This window comes from Borreliella sinica, from assembly GCF_033969665.2.
In the GTDB taxonomy this organism is placed as follows: Bacteria; Spirochaetota; Spirochaetia; order Borreliales; family Borreliaceae; genus Borreliella; species Borreliella sinica.
This window is the reverse complement of record NZ_CP135180.1, coordinates 781,330-799,091: the sequence shown is the minus strand read 5'-3', so window position 1 is coordinate 799,091 and position 17,762 is coordinate 781,330. Positions and strand designations below refer to the sequence as shown.

19 protein-coding genes are annotated in these 17,762 nt (G+C 29.1%); 2 read left to right on the top strand and 17 right to left on the bottom strand.

Features of this window, described 5'->3' with window-relative positions:
- Positions 1-33: 33 nt before the first annotated feature.
- The 5 genes from map to QIA41_RS03735 all read right to left on the bottom strand — a co-directional run bounded on the left by map (position 34) and on the right by QIA41_RS03735 (position 5,185).
- Positions 34-789 (bottom strand): type I methionyl aminopeptidase, encoded by a 756-nt coding sequence (gene map, locus QIA41_RS03755; protein ID WP_320292684.1) that lies wholly within the window; start codon positions 787-789, stop codon positions 34-36.
- Positions 782-2,449 carry a tetratricopeptide repeat protein gene (locus QIA41_RS03750; RefSeq protein ID WP_320292683.1) on the bottom strand — a complete coding sequence of 556 codons (1,668 nt, stop codon included), beginning with the start codon at positions 2,447-2,449 and terminating at the stop codon, positions 782-784. The genes map and QIA41_RS03750 overlap by 8 nt, the downstream gene beginning before the upstream one ends.
- Positions 2,436-2,864 carry a transcription antitermination factor NusB gene (nusB, locus tag QIA41_RS03745; RefSeq protein WP_320292807.1) on the bottom strand — a complete coding sequence of 143 codons (429 nt, stop codon included), beginning with the start codon at positions 2,862-2,864 and terminating at the stop codon, positions 2,436-2,438. The genes QIA41_RS03750 and nusB overlap by 14 nt, the downstream gene beginning before the upstream one ends.
- Before the next feature lie 37 nt (positions 2,865-2,901).
- Positions 2,902-3,912, bottom strand: coding sequence for a peptidylprolyl isomerase (locus tag QIA41_RS03740; protein WP_320292682.1), 1,011 nt, complete (start codon positions 3,910-3,912; stop codon positions 2,902-2,904).
- Positions 3,913-3,991: 79 nt separating this feature from the next.
- Positions 3,992-5,185, bottom strand: a complete 1,194-nt coding sequence (locus tag QIA41_RS03735; RefSeq protein WP_320292681.1) for an acetyl-CoA C-acyltransferase — start codon at positions 5,183-5,185, stop codon at positions 3,992-3,994.
- Between the two features lie 160 nt (positions 5,186-5,345).
- Here QIA41_RS03735 and QIA41_RS03730 point away from each other — a divergent pair, with 160 nt between their 5' ends.
- On the top strand, positions 5,346-6,710 hold the full coding sequence (locus QIA41_RS03730) for a hypothetical protein (protein WP_320292680.1): 1,365 nt from the start codon (positions 5,346-5,348) through the stop codon (positions 6,708-6,710).
- Positions 6,711-6,720: 10 nt separating this feature from the next.
- Here QIA41_RS03730 and dnaB read toward each other — a convergent pair whose 3' ends face one another.
- The 6 genes from dnaB to QIA41_RS03700 all read right to left on the bottom strand — a co-directional run bounded on the left by dnaB (position 6,721) and on the right by QIA41_RS03700 (position 11,655).
- Positions 6,721-8,088 carry a replicative DNA helicase gene (gene dnaB, locus QIA41_RS03725; RefSeq protein ID WP_320292679.1) on the bottom strand — a complete coding sequence of 456 codons (1,368 nt, stop codon included), beginning with the start codon at positions 8,086-8,088 and terminating at the stop codon, positions 6,721-6,723.
- A gap of 25 nt (positions 8,089-8,113) precedes the next feature.
- Positions 8,114-8,614 (bottom strand): 50S ribosomal protein L9, encoded by a 501-nt coding sequence (rplI, locus tag QIA41_RS03720; RefSeq protein WP_320292678.1) that lies wholly within the window; start codon positions 8,612-8,614, stop codon positions 8,114-8,116.
- Positions 8,615-8,630: 16 nt separating this feature from the next.
- Positions 8,631-8,921 carry a 30S ribosomal protein S18 gene (rpsR, locus tag QIA41_RS03715; protein WP_320292677.1) on the bottom strand — a complete coding sequence of 97 codons (291 nt, stop codon included), beginning with the start codon at positions 8,919-8,921 and terminating at the stop codon, positions 8,631-8,633.
- A 14-nt stretch (positions 8,922-8,935) separates the two neighbouring features.
- Positions 8,936-9,385 carry a single-stranded DNA-binding protein gene (locus tag QIA41_RS03710; protein ID WP_320292676.1) on the bottom strand — a complete coding sequence of 150 codons (450 nt, stop codon included), beginning with the start codon at positions 9,383-9,385 and terminating at the stop codon, positions 8,936-8,938.
- A gap of 11 nt (positions 9,386-9,396) precedes the next feature.
- On the bottom strand, positions 9,397-9,816 hold the full coding sequence (rpsF, locus tag QIA41_RS03705; protein WP_320292675.1) for a 30S ribosomal protein S6: 420 nt from the start codon (positions 9,814-9,816) through the stop codon (positions 9,397-9,399).
- A gap of 147 nt (positions 9,817-9,963) precedes the next feature.
- Positions 9,964-11,655, bottom strand: coding sequence for a PTS transporter subunit EIIC (locus QIA41_RS03700; protein WP_320292674.1), 1,692 nt, complete (start codon positions 11,653-11,655; stop codon positions 9,964-9,966).
- Between the two features lie 225 nt (positions 11,656-11,880).
- On the opposite strand from QIA41_RS03700, the gene trhA reads away from it, so the two are divergent.
- Positions 11,881-12,582: a PAQR family membrane homeostasis protein TrhA gene (gene trhA, locus QIA41_RS03695; protein ID WP_320292673.1), complete on the top strand. Its 702-nt coding sequence runs from the start codon at positions 11,881-11,883 to the stop codon at positions 12,580-12,582.
- Here trhA and rseP read toward each other — a convergent pair.
- The 6 genes from rseP to rpsB are packed head-to-tail and all read right to left on the bottom strand — an operon-like array spanning position 12,579 to position 17,660.
- Positions 12,579-13,880: an RIP metalloprotease RseP gene (gene rseP, locus QIA41_RS03690; RefSeq protein WP_320292672.1), complete on the bottom strand. Its 1,302-nt coding sequence runs from the start codon at positions 13,878-13,880 to the stop codon at positions 12,579-12,581. The two genes, trhA and rseP, sit on opposite strands and share 4 nt — an antisense overlap.
- 18 nt (positions 13,881-13,898) lie before the next feature.
- The gene (locus QIA41_RS03685) at positions 13,899-14,744 is read right to left on the bottom strand and encodes a phosphatidate cytidylyltransferase (RefSeq protein ID WP_320292671.1); all 846 of its coding nucleotides are present in this window, start codon (positions 14,742-14,744) and stop codon (positions 13,899-13,901) included.
- Position 14,745: 1 nt separating this feature from the next.
- Positions 14,746-15,438 carry a polyprenyl diphosphate synthase gene (gene uppS, locus QIA41_RS03680; protein ID WP_320292670.1) on the bottom strand — a complete coding sequence of 231 codons (693 nt, stop codon included), beginning with the start codon at positions 15,436-15,438 and terminating at the stop codon, positions 14,746-14,748.
- A 4-nt stretch (positions 15,439-15,442) separates the two neighbouring features.
- A complete protein-coding gene (gene frr / locus QIA41_RS03675; RefSeq protein ID WP_320292669.1) occupies positions 15,443-15,997 on the bottom strand; it encodes a ribosome recycling factor in 555 nt (184 codons plus the stop codon).
- 38 nt (positions 15,998-16,035) lie between these two features.
- Positions 16,036-16,875, bottom strand: coding sequence for a translation elongation factor Ts (gene tsf / locus QIA41_RS03670; protein WP_320292668.1), 840 nt, complete (start codon positions 16,873-16,875; stop codon positions 16,036-16,038).
- Complete coding sequence (rpsB, locus tag QIA41_RS03665) at positions 16,872-17,660, bottom strand: 30S ribosomal protein S2 (RefSeq protein ID WP_320292667.1); 789 nt, start codon at positions 17,658-17,660, stop codon at positions 16,872-16,874. The genes tsf and rpsB overlap by 4 nt, the downstream gene beginning before the upstream one ends.
- Between the last annotated feature and the right edge of the window lie 102 nt (positions 17,661-17,762).

The window sequence follows — 17,762 nt, the reverse complement described above, 5'->3', positions numbered from 1 at the left end:
ATTAATATTTTTTTAATTTGATTACTTTAAAATTTAAACTTCACTCAAAATTAAAGGTAACCCATCAACAACAGCAACCGTGTGTTCAAAATGTGCAGAATAACTAAGATCGGATGCAAAAACAGTCCAACCATCACTTTTTATTGAAACCTCATGCCCCTTTAAGTTTACCATAGGCTCAATAGCTAAAACCATACCCTCTTGAATTCTTATATTTTTAAAAAAAGGGGCATAATAATTTGGAACACTTGGTTCTTCATGAAGTTGAAATCCAACACCATGACCTGTGTATTCTCTAACTATTCCAAAACCAAATGGCTTTATATACCCTTCTATTGCTTTTGATATATTTAAAATTCTATTTCCTACTTTCATCTCAGCAATACCCTTGTAAAGAGAAGCATTTGTAACTTCTAAAAGTTTATCAACACTAGGATCCACACTTCCCACTTTAAAAGTTTTTGCCATATCACTATAAAATCCATCAAGAATAACTCCACAATCAATACTAATAATATCCCCATCAGCTAGTTTTCTTTTTCCGGGAATACCGTGAATAACCTCTTCATTAACAGATGCACAAATAGTGCCCTTAAACCCATGATATCCTTTAAAAGCGGGCTTAGCTTTATTTTTAATAATAAAATCATAGGCTATTAAATCAAGCTCCTTAGTGCTAATACCAGGAGCAATATTTCTTTCAACTTCCAATAAAGTAAGCGCTAACAAGCTCGCTGAAGCTTTTATTTTTTTTATCTCATCTTTAGATTTCAATCTTAGTTTAGTCAAAATTCAACTTCCTTTCTTTAAGTGTATCTATCATGTTTTTATAAAGTCTTCCTTCATCGGTTTTGTAAAAAGAATAAGAAGTTAAAATAGACTCTTTACCTTTTTCCATTTTTCCCAAATAAAGATAATTAATTCCTTGTTTTAAATAGATTTTTGATAAAAGCTCACGCTCATAATGAGTATTAGCATCCTTATCAAAAAAATTGTCAGGCAATAAAGATATTCCTTTATTAAAATATCTTTCTGCTTCTTTATAATTTTTCTCAGAAAAACTCAAAACTCCAAGATTATAATAAAGTCCAAACATATATTTTTGAACTTTACTATCAAAAATTACCCTTTTTGAATTAACAAAATCTTTTTTAAGAAAATAGTAATAAAATTTATAAAAATCATACCAATCTTGCTCATTCTCAGAAAAATTATAAATTTTAAAAAATAAATCTAAATCCTTTAAATCTGAATAAAGCAACAAATTCCAAGCCAAAAATTGGGCAATTCCAGAATTGTACTCTGTTTTGTAAAATAATCGCCATAAATAAGACTTTTTTGCCTCATACTCAGAATTTGCATAATTTAATGCAAAATGAATTTTAAAAAATAAAGGATCTTCCTTGTAATTAGCTATAATCTCATTGGCTTTAAAATAATTTTTAGTTTTGAAGTATATGTTTGCTAAATAATAACTTATTATTTTATTATCTTTAAATACTTCATTGGCCTTATTTAAATAAGAAATTGCCTTTTTAGAATCATTCTCATTATTAGCTATAAGTGCAAGATTTAAATAAACAAGAACATTATAATCGGGAAATTTTGTATAAAGCCTTAAATATTCATTCTTAGCATTTTTAATATCTCCTTTTTTAAAATAAGCATCAGCAAGCAAAAAAAGTAAAGCCGGATCATCTCCATTTTCAATGAATTTTAGATTTGAAATTGTATAATCTAAATCATTAAGATTATATGAAACATATGCAAGCTCTTTGAAAAAGTTTTTGTCTTCCTTAATTTTAAAAAGTATACGCTCAGCAGCATCTATGTTTTTTTTCTCTATATGCAAGAGCATTGCATTTACTAAAAATGCATTATTTTTAAGATTTAAACCTATCTCTTCAAAAACACGAGCATCCTTTTCTCTATAGATTTTATCAATAAACTTATTAAAATCTAAAACATTATTATCTGCACTTAAATTTTTCACAAAAACTTCTTCATAAAGACTTCGATACTCTTCACTATCTAAAAGATATTGGCTTGCAATTTTATAAGCATCCTTTAAAAACCCAATTTTAAGCTTAGAATAAACTTCTAAAGCTCTTAGTTTTAAATTACCAGGCAAAACTTTAACACCAAGATTTACTATATCACCCATAAGACGATAATCGCCGGTATTTAAAGCCCAAACTTTGGCTCTTTTGATAAGAGCTAGCCATTTAAATTCACTATTAGCATAATACGATGAAAATCGTATTTCTTTTTCAGCATCAGCAAATTTTTTATTGTCGATATAAAAATCAATTCCTACAATAAGTTTGCTAAAATCTTTCTCGCCTTTTAAAAAATATAAAATGTTGGGATTGAAATAGAAATAATAACTACCCAAAAAAACTGATAAAAAAACTACCGACGTGAATACCAAAATTTTATTTTTTTTCAATACAATTCTCCATGTTTTTCAATAAAGCATCAAGTATACCATTTATGAATTTGTAAGAATTTTTACTGCCATATTTCTTAGCAATCAAAATTGACTCATCAATTACAGCACGCTTTGAATTTCCAAAATTTTGAAATTTTAAGGAATAAACGCCCATTCTAAGTATTGCAAGATCAACCTTGTCCATTCTATCTAAGGACCAATTCCAAGAAATATTCCTAATCAAGCTATCAATATGCTCTAAATTATTAAAAGTACCATTTACCAGCGAAGAATAAAAGGACTTGAGAGATTCATTTTCTATATCTAATCCTTTACCCTCAATATTAAAAATATCAAAAATATCATCCATTGCGCTTTGATTGATATCAATACTATAAATCTTTTGAAAAGCCAAAACTCTAACTTCATGCATTAAGTCCATACTAAAATTATATAAATAAAAACATGTTTTATTTTAGACTAGAGTCCAAAATTTGTATGTTTGCAGACTTGTTAAGTTTGCCATATACATCTTGTTGCACTTGAACAACAATTTGCTGTTGTTGAAAATTAACCATGTTATTTCTTATCGCATCTTTGACAATCAAATCTGTAGTAGGCGATACTTTATCGTTCAAGCTTAAAAATCTCTGAGCATATTTTTCTGTAACTTTAACAATATGAAACCCCTCTTTTGAGGCAATAGGTGAAGATATATCCCCCTTATTAAAATTAAAAACCTCTTTTATAAAATCAACCCCAAGAAGATTTTGAGCATTTTGATCATCTCTTGACAAAAATCCAAGATCACCATTTTTAGCTTTAGAAGACTCATCATTTGAATATTTCCTTACAGCTTCTTCAAAAGTAATTTTTTTTGATCTTATTTGGCTTAAAATATTTTTTGCTTGATCCAAAACATCTGATCTTTTTTTATCCTTAGTAGAAAAAAATACATGACTAACTCTTGAAATATCTGGATTTACAAATCTAGTTTTATTAGCCTCATAATACTCAACAATTTCTTTCTCACTAGGGGTTTTAATTTCAGAAAACTTAGGCTGAGCTTGCATTAAAAGAAGTTTTTGAGAAGACAAAGATCTTTTCATTGAAGATAAAAGCTCATCCCAATTTGTACCTTGTTTTTCTATCAACTGCTTAATTTGCTCATCGGTGAGATTTACAAGTCCAAATTGAGTTCTAATTGTTTGCATAACTTCATCATCTGAAACTTTAATTCCTTGTTTTGAAGCCTCTTGACTAAAAAGAACATCTGCTATTAAAACCTGCAGAACTTGCTTTTTCTCAGCAGCAGTCAAGTCTCTACCTTGTGTCTTTTTAAATATATCAACCTTTGAATCAAAACTGGTTTTAGTAATAATTTCATTTTTATATAAATTAATAATAGCAACGGGGGTATTTTGAGCAAAAGAGTTAATCCCCATAATTCCCAATATTATCAAAAATAAAAAACTCTTCATAACATAACCTCTTATTAAAGAATCACTTACCCACTAATTTAACAAAATTTAACATTTAAATCTAGTTAATAAAACATTTTCATCTATACAAAAAACTAGAAATTCCTTGTCCACCTCCAATACAAACAGATGCTATTCCTTTTGTTTTATTCTTCATTTTCATAGAACGAGAAAGTGTTAATAAAATTCTTGAACCACTAACTGCAAATGGATGCCCCAAAGCAATAGCACCACCATTTACATTAATGATATCTCTAGTTATATTATATTTTTTAAACAAGGCCTTTTCAATACTCAATGCTTGAGCCGCAAATGCCTCATTAACTTCAATCAAATCTATTTCGTTAGGATTTAAACTTAATTTACTAATAATGCCTTCAATAGCTAAATAAGCGCCAAAACCCATATAAAGCGGATCAAGCCCCACACTTTCAAATCCTCCAATATAAGCTAATGGACTTATCCCCAAGCTTTTTACCATTTCATCACTTGCTAAGATTAAAAAACAAGCTCCATCATTCAAACTGGAAGAATTTCCAGCAGTTATTGTACCTGATTCTTTAAAAACAGGATTAAGAGATGCCAGTTTATTTAGAGTCAAATTATCTCTTATTTCCTCATCACTTGAGACAACCCTGCTAGAATTGGTCTTCTTATCAAAAACAGTCAAAGGATAAATTTCATCTTCAAAATATCCGAGTTCTCTTGCCCTTAATGATTTTATATGAGAATTATACGCAAATTCGTCCTGCATCTCCCTTGTTATGCTATATTTTTCTGAAAGATTTTCCGCTGTAAGTCCCATGGAAATAAAATTTAGAGAATCTATTAAGGCATCTTTTTGAATTGAATCTTCAAGTTCAAAATTACCAAATTTAAGACCATCAAATCTAATCTTTCTGGGTAATAAATAAGGAGAATTGGTTAAATCTTCTACTCCCCCAGCTAAAACAATGTCATTGCTTCCAAGAACAATAGAATTAAATGCAAGCTCCAAAGCCTTAAGACCAGAGCCGCAAACTTTATTAACACTAAATGCAGGTACAGCATCGCCCAAATTAGACTTTAAAGCAATTTGCCTTGCAATATTTTGACCAAGCCCTGAAGATATTACATTCCCAATGATGACCTCATCCACTTTGCATAGCCTATTTCTTTCAAGCAAAGCTTTAACAACTTTTGAAGATTCATCAACAATACTCAGTCCCTTAAAAGAGCCTCCAAACTTGGTATTAGGCATTCTAAGTCCATCAATAATAGCTACCTTTTTCATTACAACTACTCCTAAAGTCTTAGTAAACTCCATTGAATTATACAATATAATCGCTTACTACAAAAACTAAGTTAGCTAAGTTTATTAAATAAAAATAAACTATTATAGCTAAATTACTTAATAAATAACTATAAACGACTTAAAGTGCTATAATTATAAAATGCGCCTTAAAAAAATATTTTTTATAATATTTATAATTTCCACATTAAAAGCTTATTCTTACAATCATGCAATTCAATATAAAAATGAAGGTATTGACAAATACTATTTCGAAATATTAAATGATGGATTTGGATTTTCGCTAAGCGATTTTTTTGATGACTTGAGAAGTGGCTCTCTAATTTTTACCTATACTTCAAAATACAATTTTATAATAAATCTAGAAGCACACATGTTAACCTATAGAGGCTATAAAAATTCGCCAAAATCTTTAATCAGTAGAGCGGATTTGATTGAGATAGGATTCATGTATTACTTTCCAATCTTATTGCTAATTAATGAAAAAAATTTTGGAGAAGTAGATTTAGGAATTGGGGTTAAAAACTTATTATTTGGGGACTGGGGAGGGCGCTTAATGCAAAGTATAATTCACCTCATTTTAAATCAACACCGCCCAATTCCGAGTATAAAAAGCTACGATGACTATAATTATAGGGGATTTTTAAGCTTTGCTTTGAATTACTCTTACATGAATTTTTTAAATTTAGAAAATTACATAGATATATCTTATTTTGCAGATTATTTTATCAAAAACAGTATTGGAATTACCTTAAAAAATGAAAATATTGGATTTGATATAAAATTTTACGCCCAAATTCAAAATCAAATTAAAAATCTTAAAACATATTCAAAAATACAAGAAGCAGAAACGGGAATTGGAATAAATTATAGACTTTACTCTAAAAATTTTTTCATAACAAACAATTTAAACATTAAAAATTTTTCAAACAAAGAAAATTTTTTAAGCGTTGGGGGATTTGGAATAATCATTACGCCTGAAGAATACACAATAGTACCAGAATCAAAAAATGAATTTAATATTTTAAGTAATAATTTTTTCTTTGGATTTGATATTATGATACCATTTAACATAAGAAATTCAGTATTTTATAAAATAAATGAAAACATCAATCATTATTTCTCAATAGCAACAAATTATTACACCAATTATAATGAAAGCAATAGCTTTACAAATAGATTATCATCGGGCATAATGTATGAATTTTTACCACAAAAAACATTTAATCCTTATATCATTTCGGGATTATTTTTTGCCTATAACCAAAATAATCAAGACATTAAAAACATCTTCAGACCAATAAGAATAAAAAATATTATTCAAGCTGGAATTGAAAATGAATTGGGATTTTTATTCAGAATGCTAAAATACCATAACACTGAATATATTTTTAAAATATATTCAAAAGTTAATTATGTTCCGCTAGCTTATGATCTAGATGAAAAAAAATTAGAAAAACATTCTATTAACTTTAATTATTTGGGAATTGGAATAATCATTAAATAAAAACATTAAATTAATACTGATGGTCCTTATTAACAAACTTAGTAATGTGTGGTAAAAATAATATATCTGCTCTACCTGTAGGACCATTTCTATGTTTTGCTACAATAACCTTGGTCTCTATTGGTTCTATCTCAGCAGAAGACTCGAATTTAAAATCTTTATCTCTATGAAGTAAAATTACAATATCAGCATCTTGCTCTAATGCTCCTGATTCCCTCAGGCTAGCAAGATTAGGCTCACGCCCTTCCGTATCTCTTGTAAGCTGAGATAATGCAATAATAGGAATCTCAAGCTCTCTAGCAAGCTCTTTAAGAGATTTACTAATCGAAGCAACTTGTTCATGCCTGGGGAGATTTTTTGTTTCAAAAGAAATTAGACTAATATAATCGACAAATATTATATCTATGCCATAAAATCGCTTAAGCTTTCTAGCTTGAGTTGCTAAAGTTAGTAAACTAATATTAGGAGTATCCTCAATATAAAGCTCAGAATCACTGATCTCATTTACAATATCATTTAATGCCTTTATCTCTTGTCCAGATAAAATACTATTTTGAACTTTAAAGCTATCAATACAAGATTGAGAAGATATTATTCTTTTTATTAAAGCATCTGCGGTCATTTCGAGAGAGAAAAATCCTACTTTTTTCTTTCCTTCTTTTCTCAATGCAATAGCAGACGCAATATTTAATGCAAATGCCGTTTTACCAATACTAGGACGAGCACCAACTATAATAAAATCACTGTTTCTAAATCCCCCAATAAGAGAATCAACTTTTCTAAAGCCACTTGGAATGCCAAAATTAGCTTCCTTTTTCTTCATACTACGTTCATATATCTCATTATGAACACGCTCTGCAATAATTTTAGCATGATATAGGTTTTTACTAGAATAATCTAACTCAATTGAAAGGATTTTTTGTTGAGATTCTTCAACAATCTCATTAATAGTTTTTGTAGAATCATTTATATAATCATTAAGTTCTTTAGAAACATTTAAAATGCTTCTACGAACACTCTGTTCTTTTACAATTTTTGCATAAACATTTATAGTTCTATCTGTTGGCAAATAAACTGAAAGCGAATCTAAATAATCTGGTAAATTGATTAAATCTTTTTTAATTAAAAGCTGAGTCTTTGAAACATGTTTAGATACTTCTTCAAAAACGGTAATGGGGTCAATATTTTCTCTTTTTTCATAAAGCGAAACCATTGCTTTAAAAATCAACTTATGAGTTTCATTGTAAAAATCATCAGCTCTTACGTGAAAAGCAATCTGATCTAACTTATCTGAATTATAAAATATACTAGAAATTACTGCTTTTTCTGCACCATCATTAAAAAGAAGTGCAGAATTTGAAAAAGCTGCTAAAGCCACAAACTACACCCCGCCCCTTTTCAGCCTACTCATCTACTTTATTTAACTTTTTATTTAAAAATTTTTTATTATCTTGCTTTTCTTCTTTTTTTATCTCTACCTTAATAATAGAACTAATCCCTTCATAAAGCTTAATTGTCACATCGTAAATCCCAAAAGTCTTTAAAGTTCCATGATGTATATCTATTTTTCTTCTTTCTATATCAAAACCAAGTTTAAAAAGTTCATCGGCAATATTAGAGCTGTTAACGCTATGAAACAATTTGCCAGAATCATTAGATTTCATAAAAAATTCTAATTTAACAAGATCAAGCTTAGATTTCAAATCATTGGCAATTTGTTTTTTTGTTTCTTGTTTTTTTGATATTGATCTTCTTTTTTGATTAAAAATCTCAACATTATGTTTATTTGAAAAAACTGCAAAACCTTTGGGTAGCAAATAATTCCTTGCAAATCCATCTTTTACCTCTACAGTATCGCCCTCTCTTCCCAGATTAATAAAATCTTCCTTTAAAATCACTTTCATAATTACCCCTAAGTAGCTATTTTTTTATAAAAGGCAACAAAGCCATATATCTTGCCCGTTTGACTTCTAATGCTAAACGCCTTTGGTGCTTTGCAGAAGTTCCAGTAATTCTTTTAGGCAAAATCTTGCCTTGCTCGGTAATAAACTTTTTAAGAAAATCAAAATCTTTATAATCGGGATGTTTGCCAGAATCACAAAATTTACATGACTTTTTCTTAAAAAATCTGAAATTTGAATTTTTTTTAAAACCATCCTGTTGATTTTCAAATCTTGAATCTCTTTGATTAGCATCTCTATCTTTATACATAAACTTAAACTCCATTAAAAAGGTATATCTTCGCTAAATTTATCATCAACAATATCAACATCCTTGATTGCATCTTCTTTTTTATGGCTTGCCAAATTATTAATATCTGAATCTTGCATTTGAAATGCATTAGAGCCTGAACTAAACATTTGCAAATTATCTACAAATATATTTACCTTACTCCTCTTATCACCAGTATTCCTATCTTGCCAGCTTTCATATTTAAGAGATCCACTTACCACAACTTGTTTGCCTTTTTTCAAATACTCATTAAGACTTTCAGCTCTTTTTGAAAAAATAACACAATCAAAATATTGTGGATAATCAACCCATTCGTCATTTTTCTTCATTCTTCTATTATTAGCTAAAGAAAACCTAAGAACAGCCATGCCACTTTCTGTATAAGAAAGCTCAGAATCTCTTGTAAGTCTGCCAGATAATACTAATGAATTAATATCGGCCATTTAAAATCCTTTTATTTATCCTGAACATCCGAGATTTCAGGATTTACTGCTGTTTCAATTTTAGGGCTGCCCTTAAAACTGTCTTTGTCAACATTGTCTCTAAATTCTCTAAAATTTCTTTTTTTGATTTTTCTGGTATTAATTTTCCTAACTACTTTAACCAAAACCATATATCTAAGCAAGTTTTTAATTAACTTAAGTTTCGATTCAAATTCTTTTAAATTAATACCTTCCATATTAAATTCTATTATTTCATAACGACCTCTAGCTTGCTTTTTGATAGGATACTCTAAGGCCCTCTCTCCAATGATATTGTTAACAATATCAGTCGCACCAAACAATTCTAAAGATTTTTTAACCTCTTCTAAAGAACCCTTATACTCAATCTCTTCACTTTTAAACAAAAAACACGCCTCATATCTTTTAATCATTACTAAAACTCCTTATGGTCTAACGCGTTGCAAAATATGCAACGAAGGTTACTTAGTTAGTATATAAAAGAGATTAATTTTTTTCAACAATAAAAACTTTTTAAGTTACAGCATAGAAAAAAAGTAACTACAAAATAATACGAATTTTTAATCTTCTTCTTCGCTAAGCTTATAAATTTTTCCCGATTTACCTTGCTTTTCAAGTTTTTTGTCTTCTTTCATTTCAATATAAGTCTTAAAGCCTTTTTTTACATTATCAACTGCAACCATAACACTAGCTTCAAAAAGACTTTTTGGAGAATAGCTATCAATAGCTTTTTTAATATAAAATACATCAGCTCCATAAAAAAGCTGTACCCTACCATTAACAAATCCTATTTTGAGAACTCCAGCCTCTTTAAGCAAATCATTATCAACAAGCTCAGTATTAACAACACTTACATGCAATCTTGTAGAACAAACATCAAGCTTTGTAATATTATCAAATCCACCAAGACCTTGAATTAAAAGATGCGCAATCCCAAGGCTCTCTAGCCGGCCTTCTTGACCTTCAAAAAATGGATCATCCGCAACAAATATCTGAAAATCAAAATATCTATAAAGCCAGCTAAAAGTAAAATAATAAAGAATAAAAAAGATTACTCCCAAAGGCACTATGCTAATCCAATTTGTCCTAGAATTTCCTTGAAGTATTCCAAACATAAAAAAATCCAAAAATCCCGTAGAAAAGGTATTTCCAATAGTAATATCAAAAAAATTAGAAAACAATAATGCAAATCCAGAGTAAATAGCATGCACAAAATAAAGCAAAGGCGCTGTGAAAATAAATAAAAATTCTAAAGGCTCAGTTATTCCTGTCAAAAAAGCTGCTAAAGCCCCAGAAAAAAGAAGAGCTGCAACTTTCCTTTTATCTTCATGAACAATGCCCTTGTAAACCCCTAATGCTGCTCCAGGAAGTCCAAACATGATAGAAAGATAAAATCCACTACCAATCTTAGCAAAGCCTGATGAAAATTTAATAAGCGACGGATCTAACAGCTGCGCGTAAAATATATTTTTAAGACCTCTAAAAGTATTGCCATTGATTGTTTCTACTCCACCTAAAGAAGTAAACTCAAAAGGAAAAGATAAAATAGAATGCAATCCTAAAGGCAATAACAGTCTATTTAAAAATCCATAAAGAAAACTGCCAAAATATTCAAATCTAAAAACAAACATACCCAAATATGTAATTAATCCATCAAACCTCGACCAAATCAAACAAAAAAACATAGCCAAAATAACACAAAAAGGCATAATCATTACTATAGGCGCAAAATGACACTCTGAAAAAAACACAAAAGGCTTTGGTAGCTTCACATTATAAAATTTGTTATGCAAATAACCAACTAAAAGACCTACCGCTAAAGAACCTGCAATTCCCGTATTTAAAGTTTGAACACCAAGAAAATTTATACGCCCCACAGAAGACATTGTTTCTGCTTCAACAAGTCCTGAAAAAGCCTCAATAAAATAATTTTCGGTAATGTTAAATGTTAAATAACCAACAAGACCTCCCAAAGCAGCTGTTCCCTGCCCCATTCTTGCAACTCCAATAGAAATTCCAATAGAAAAAATTAAAGGCATATTGAGAAGAATAGCATTGCCTATGGCCTTCATTAGGCCTAAAACATCTTGAATAAAAAATTTATCAACATAAACAATATTAGAAGGATTTGAAAATACAGATCCAATACCAATCAATAAGCATGCAACTGGTAAAATAGAAATGGGCACTCGCAGTGCTTTAGAAAACTTTTGCAAACTTGAAAAGCTAATTATTTTAATAAAATTAATCATGCTATGCCTCTCCAATGCTAATCTCAATAAACATTATTTATTATAAAGCTTTTTTCACAAAAAAAAACCTTACTAAAAACAAGTCAAATAAATATTATTAAATAAATTATATTAAATAAATTAAGTAAGATTTAATTAGATTTAATTTGATCTTGAGAAAAACTTACAATTAAAGTAATGTATTATATATTTTTTATAAGTAAATGATCAAACGGAGGGAAAGTTGTGCTTACGGAAAACAAACTTAAAAACTATTCATTAAGTGGTCTTAATACAAACAAAATACCAAAAAATGAGCTTTTCAGTTCTATATCGCATCTTTTTGGCACTATTTTGTCTATAGTTGGAACAACAATTCTTATTACAATATCTGCTCTTAAGAAAAAAGATTTACATATGCTTGTATTTTTTATTTATGGATTTTCAATGACTCTATTATATGTAATGAGCACTCTTTACCACATATTTCCAAAAGGAAGTAAAATAAAAAAAATCTTTAGAAAATTTGATCATATTTCAATATTTATTTTAATAGCAGGAACATATACTCCCGCATGCGCAATCCTTGTCCCAAACAAATCAGGAGTAATAATTTTATGTATAGTGTGGGGTCTAGCTATAATCGGAATCATTTTCAAAGCAATATTTGCAAATAGTCCTGGATGGTTTAATGGATTGATATTTATAACCATGGGATGGATCATCCTTTTTAAAATCAAACCCATTTACAATGCCCTTAACGGAAAAGGATTTTTTTGGTTGGTTTTTGGTGGAGTCGTATATACAATAGGTGGAATAGTATACATATTAAGTAAAAAATTCAATCCAACAATTAACATGAAAATGCACGATGTATTTCATATATTAATAATCATTGCATCAGCATCTCACTTTTGGCTTATGCTAAAATACATTTCTAATTTTTAATTAAAAATATGTAAAAAACTCTTCAAATCGTTAAAAAGGCCTAAGCCAAAAAGAAACAGCGCTAAAAAAATGCCAAAACTATAAAAAGCATAAATGGTTTTGGCCTTAAATCTTTTCCCGCGTAAAAGCTCAATAAAGCTGATAAAAATTTGCCCTCCGTCAAAAACAGGTATTACAATAAAAAATAGATTCATACCAGCAAGAATTAAACTTAAGACAGAAATACTATTAATCCAATACAATAACCCCAAAGAATAAGATGAAGAGAGAATACTCACAATTCCTACGGGCCCTGATACATTCTTAGAAGTATTGAAAAAATTTGTTATCAATAAAAAAATAGAATGCAAAATATCTTGCAAAGCATTTATAACCTTAAAAAAAGAATTCTTAATAGCACTTGAAACATTTTCCACTTTAATTATCCTTTTTAAAGGTGGTGAAAAATATATGCCAATCATTTTATTTTTATCTTGAAATACTAATTTTGAAGAAAAAATTTCTCCATTTCTAGAAAACTTAATCTCTACAACATCTGAATTTAAACTCTTAAGCAAATCATCTAAATCTCTTTTGTTTTTCAAAAGAATATTATCAATGCTCATTATTTCATCACCCGATTTCATTCCCGCTATCTTAGCAGGCGAATTTAAAACTACATCTGCTATCACAAGATCAATCCAAGGGCCAATTTCTTTTAAAAAATCTTGCAAACTAACAGTCTCCTCAAAAACAATATTTTCATTTCCCCTTAAAACATCAAATGTAACTGTAGATTTTTCTTCCGGAATAACATTTCTCAAATCAGAAAAATATTCAATTTTTTTATTATTAACCTTTAATATAACATCACCATCTCTAAATTTATCTTTTAAAAAAGAATTTTTATTTAAAATATTAACCTTTGAAGAATGATCAAAATATATAACACCCATCATACTTATAAAAATGAAAACAATAAATGAAAAAATTAAATTAAATAAAGGGCCTGCAAAATATATTAAAATTTTTTTAAAATGTGAAATTCCAAACAAAGAATCTTTATCCGCTTCTAATTCTTTATTTGCCTTAAGCTCTTTTTCCAGATGATCAAATCCTTTAAGCTTGCAATATCCTCCCAGAAGAATTGGAGAAAGTCTATACTCAGTATTATTAATTTTAAACTTTAATATGCTAGGACCTATACCCACAGAAAAAACTTCAACCTTAACTTTAAAAAGCTTAGCAAACAAAAAGTGCCCTAGCTCATGAATAAATATTATAAAACTAAGAGCTAGTACACTAAAAAGGATATACATAATTTCCTCCAAAAATCATTAAGATAAATATAAATAAAATATTGGGCCTGTCAAAAGAAAAGAGTCAATAGAGTCAAGAGCCCCACCTCTACCGGGAATGATTTTCCCAGAATCTTTTACTCCAGCACTTCGTTTTAATCCAGATTCAAACAAATCGCCAATAATAGTAAAAACTCCAATCAAAATGCCCAAAATAATAGATTCTGCATAACTTAAATTTATTAATTTAAAAACTACCGCAAATATAGCAGTAAAAACAGAAAACAAAATGCCCCCAAAAAACCCCATTAATGTTTTATTTGGACTAATAATAGTAGGACGATAGCTGTTTTTTCCTAAAAAATATCCAAAAAGATAGGCAAAAGTATCATTTCCGCTTACCATAGCAAAAAGTATTAACATTAAAAATGGAGCTTTGGGCAAAGTAGTAATAGAAACTGTAAAAGACATTAATACCCCAGGATATATAAGTATAAAAAGTATTGACGTTGCTTGAGACAAAAAGTTTCCAATCTCATGCTCTTTAATGAACACCAAATTAACAATCCAATTGCTAAACACTAAGGCTATAACCAAGTAATAGACTACATTCATGCCTAAATAAAAAACATTAAAATGAATATACGTTAAAATTGGGGGAACAAGACCTAAAAAAAAAGATAATATACCCGAAAGTCCTGAAGATTTAAATTTTAATAAATCATTAACTTCTTTTGCTGCAAAACCACTAAACATAAAAATTAAAATATTAAGAAATAAATAATTTTTAAAATCTAAAAATATTAAAAATAAAATCAAAGGAACAAAAAATAGAAATGTTCCCAACCTTGCAAAAAAAGCAAATCTCTTAACCTTACTCAACAAATCATCTCCCAAAATTTCTTCTTCTAAATTGAAAACATTCTAAATCTTCACTATATCTATTGTCATAATATTCGGGCCACAAAACATTTGAAAAAATTAATTCAGAATAAGCGATCTTCCATAAGAAAAAATTACTTATTCTGATATTACCACCTGTACGTATTAAAAGATCCAGATCAGGCAATTCTGGATTATCTAAAAAATTGGAAAAAGTATTCTCATCTAAAGACTCTAAATCAAAATCACTTGAAACAAATTTTCTAACAGCTCGAAGTATCTCATTGCGGCCCCCATAATTGATTGCTAAATTTAAAATAAGATTGTTAAAATTTTTAGAAAAGCCAGTAGAATCTTTTATCGAACTTTTTACTTCTTCACTTAAAGATTCAACATCCCCTGAAACTACTATTTTTATTCCATTTTCCTTATAAAAATTAAATTCAGCTCTCAAATAGTTAGCAATTAAAAACATTAACTTTTCTACTTCACAATCATTCCTTTTCCAATTCTCAGTAGAAAATACATAAAAGGACAAATATTTAATACCCACCCTTAACGAATGCTTAACTATTTCTTTTGCCCTTTTAAGGCCCTCTTTATAACCTTCTGAAAAAGACAATCCATTGCTCAAAGCCCACCTTCTATTGCCATCCATGATGATCCCAACATGATTTGGAAGAGAACTTTTATTCATGGGTTTAAACTTCCATTATTTCTTGAATTTTAGATTCTAAAATTGTATCTATCCTTTTAATATAAATATCCGTAGATTTCTGAATATCATCTAAAATTCTTTTTAAACTGTCCTCTGTGATTTCTGATTCTTTTTCTTGCTTTTTAACTTTATTATTTAAATCTTGCCGTATATTCCTAGCTGAAATTTTATGTTCCTCTGCTATTTTTTTAGCATGCTTTACTGTACCTTGCCGCCTTTCACTAGTTAAAGCAGGAACCTTAATTCTAATAACCGAACCATCACTTGAGGGATTCATAGAAAGATCAGAATTAAGTATAGCTTGTTCTATCTTACTCAATATGGTTTTATCCCAAGGCTGAATAACAACAAGCCTTGCTTCGGGAATTCTAATACTTGACACTTGGGTTATGGGCGTTCTTTGGCCATGGTATTGAATAAAAATTTTATCAAAAATATTACTACTAATTCTGCCTGTTCTTAGCGTTTTATATTCATTATCAAGTGATAAAAGAACCTTACTCATCTTTTCATCTAGAAAAGCCTTATAATCTTCCATATAAACTCCTCCTTGCTGATAAAAAGCAATGCAATTACCTAGCCTATCCTTAAATACTTAAATTCGATTATTTCTAGCTTGCTTGAAATTGCCTTTGAAATATCTTCCAGCATCTCCTTAACGGTGATTTTATCATTTTTTACAAAACTTTGTTCAAGAAAAGAAATTTCAGCAAGATGTTTTTTAATCTTTCCCGCAACTATACCTTTAACTACGCTCTCTGGCTTACCACTAAATTCTAATTGCTTAGTAAATATCTCTTCTTGTTCTTTAATATAATTCGGACAAACATCATCATTTTTCAAATAAATAGGAGCAAACGCAGCTACATGCAAAGCTAAATCCATAGCAAAATCTTGCAACACTTTATCTTTGATTTTAGAAAAATCATCTACTTTTAATTTAACCAAAACACCTATCTTAGATTGTTCACCATGCAAATAAATTTTTACAAATTCATTAGATTGAATTTCGGTAATAAAAATTTTTTTAACCTGAATATTTTCTTTTATTGTAGCTGCTAAATTTTTAAGCTCTAACTCTTGAGCAGTCGTTAAAGAATTTTTACTGCTCTCTACCAATTCCTTAATTAAAGAATTACCCAAATTAACAAAATTATGGTTTAAAGCAACAAAGTCTGTCTCACAAGAAACAAGCAAAAGACCAGCATGAATATTGTTTGAATATGAGAATACTCTACCTTCTTTTGCATCTCTATTAAGCCTTTTCTCAGCAGATGCAATTCCCATTTCTCTAAGTTTTTTTTTAGCCAATTCAAAGTCTCCACCAGCAGCAGATAAAGCTTTTTTACAATCTCCAAAACCAGCATTGGTTTCTTCTCGAAGTTTTTTTACATCTTGAGGACTAATAATGCTCATAAATTACTTTCCCCTTTTTCAATAGAATCACTTTTATCATTTTTAATTTCAATTTCTTTCATCAAATCTTCTTCATTCAAATTTTCAATTATTTGAATACCAACCTCTTTGTCACTTTCTAAAATAGCATCGGATATTATTTTAGTAAACAAAGCAACAGAACGAATAGCATCATCATTACCGGGAATTGGACAATCAATAACATCTGGATTACAATTTGTATCAACCACAGAAATAATGGGGATTTTTAATTTTCTAGCCTCATTAATAGCTATTTGCTCTCGCTTAGGATCAATGATAAAAATAGCACCGGGAAGCGTTTCCATGTCTTTAATACCCGTTAAATTTTTAGCTAATTTTAATTTTTCACGATTAAGTTGTGAAATCTCTTTCTTACTTATCATATCAAAAGTTCCATCAACTTCCATCTTTTCTAACTTTTTTAATTTCTGAACAGATTTTCTAATCGTATTAAAATTGGAAAGCATGCCTCCAAGCCACCTATTGTTAACATACGGCATATCACTTCTTCTTGCTTCTTGTTCGATTATCTCACTAGCTTGTTTTTTAGTTCCAACAAAAAGCACTTTTTTACCATCTTTTATCACCCTTTGAACAAGCTCATAAGAGTCTTTAATGCCCTGTAAAGTCTTTTGAAGATCTAAAATATGTATTTCATTTCTCTCGGAAAAAATAAATCTTTTCATTCTAGGATCAAGCCTTTTTACCTGATGACCAAAATGAACTCCGGCCTCCAACAAGCTCTTCATCGTAATAATTGCCAAATCAACCTCCTATTATCCTTCTCTCTTACTCACCATGACAACACATAGCGGAAATTATCCCCTCTTTTATAATGAATATAATAAAACAATCAAATTAATAAG

Excerpts from the sequence above, each read along its gene's own strand:
- nusB (WP_320292807.1), bottom strand. The coding sequence starts at position 2,864 with ATGCATGAAGTTAGAGTTTTGGCTTTTCAAAAGATTTATAGTATTGAT.
- QIA41_RS03740 (WP_320292682.1), bottom strand. The coding sequence starts at position 3,912 with ATGAAGAGTTTTTTATTTTTGATAATATTGGGAATTATGGGGATTAAC.
- QIA41_RS03735 (WP_320292681.1), bottom strand. The coding sequence starts at position 5,185 with ATGAAAAAGGTAGCTATTATTGATGGACTTAGAATGCCTAATACCAAG.
- QIA41_RS03730 (WP_320292680.1), top strand. The coding sequence starts at position 5,346 with ATGCGCCTTAAAAAAATATTTTTTATAATATTTATAATTTCCACATTA.
- rplI (WP_320292678.1), bottom strand. The coding sequence starts at position 8,614 with ATGAAAGTGATTTTAAAGGAAGATTTTATTAATCTGGGAAGAGAGGGC.
- rpsR (WP_320292677.1), bottom strand. The coding sequence starts at position 8,921 with ATGTATAAAGATAGAGATGCTAATCAAAGAGATTCAAGATTTGAAAAT.
- QIA41_RS03710 (WP_320292676.1), bottom strand. The coding sequence starts at position 9,385 with ATGGCCGATATTAATTCATTAGTATTATCTGGCAGACTTACAAGAGAT.
- rpsF (WP_320292675.1), bottom strand. The coding sequence starts at position 9,816 with ATGATTAAAAGATATGAGGCGTGTTTTTTGTTTAAAAGTGAAGAGATT.
- QIA41_RS03700 (WP_320292674.1), bottom strand. The coding sequence starts at position 11,655 with ATGATTAATTTTATTAAAATAATTAGCTTTTCAAGTTTGCAAAAGTTT.
- rseP (WP_320292672.1), bottom strand. The coding sequence starts at position 13,880 with ATGTATATCCTTTTTAGTGTACTAGCTCTTAGTTTTATAATATTTATT.
- uppS (WP_320292670.1), bottom strand. The coding sequence starts at position 15,438 with ATGAATAAAAGTTCTCTTCCAAATCATGTTGGGATCATCATGGATGGC.
- frr (WP_320292669.1), bottom strand. The coding sequence starts at position 15,997 with ATGGAAGATTATAAGGCTTTTCTAGATGAAAAGATGAGTAAGGTTCTT.
- tsf (WP_320292668.1), bottom strand. The coding sequence starts at position 16,875 with ATGAGCATTATTAGTCCTCAAGATGTAAAAAAACTTCGAGAAGAAACC.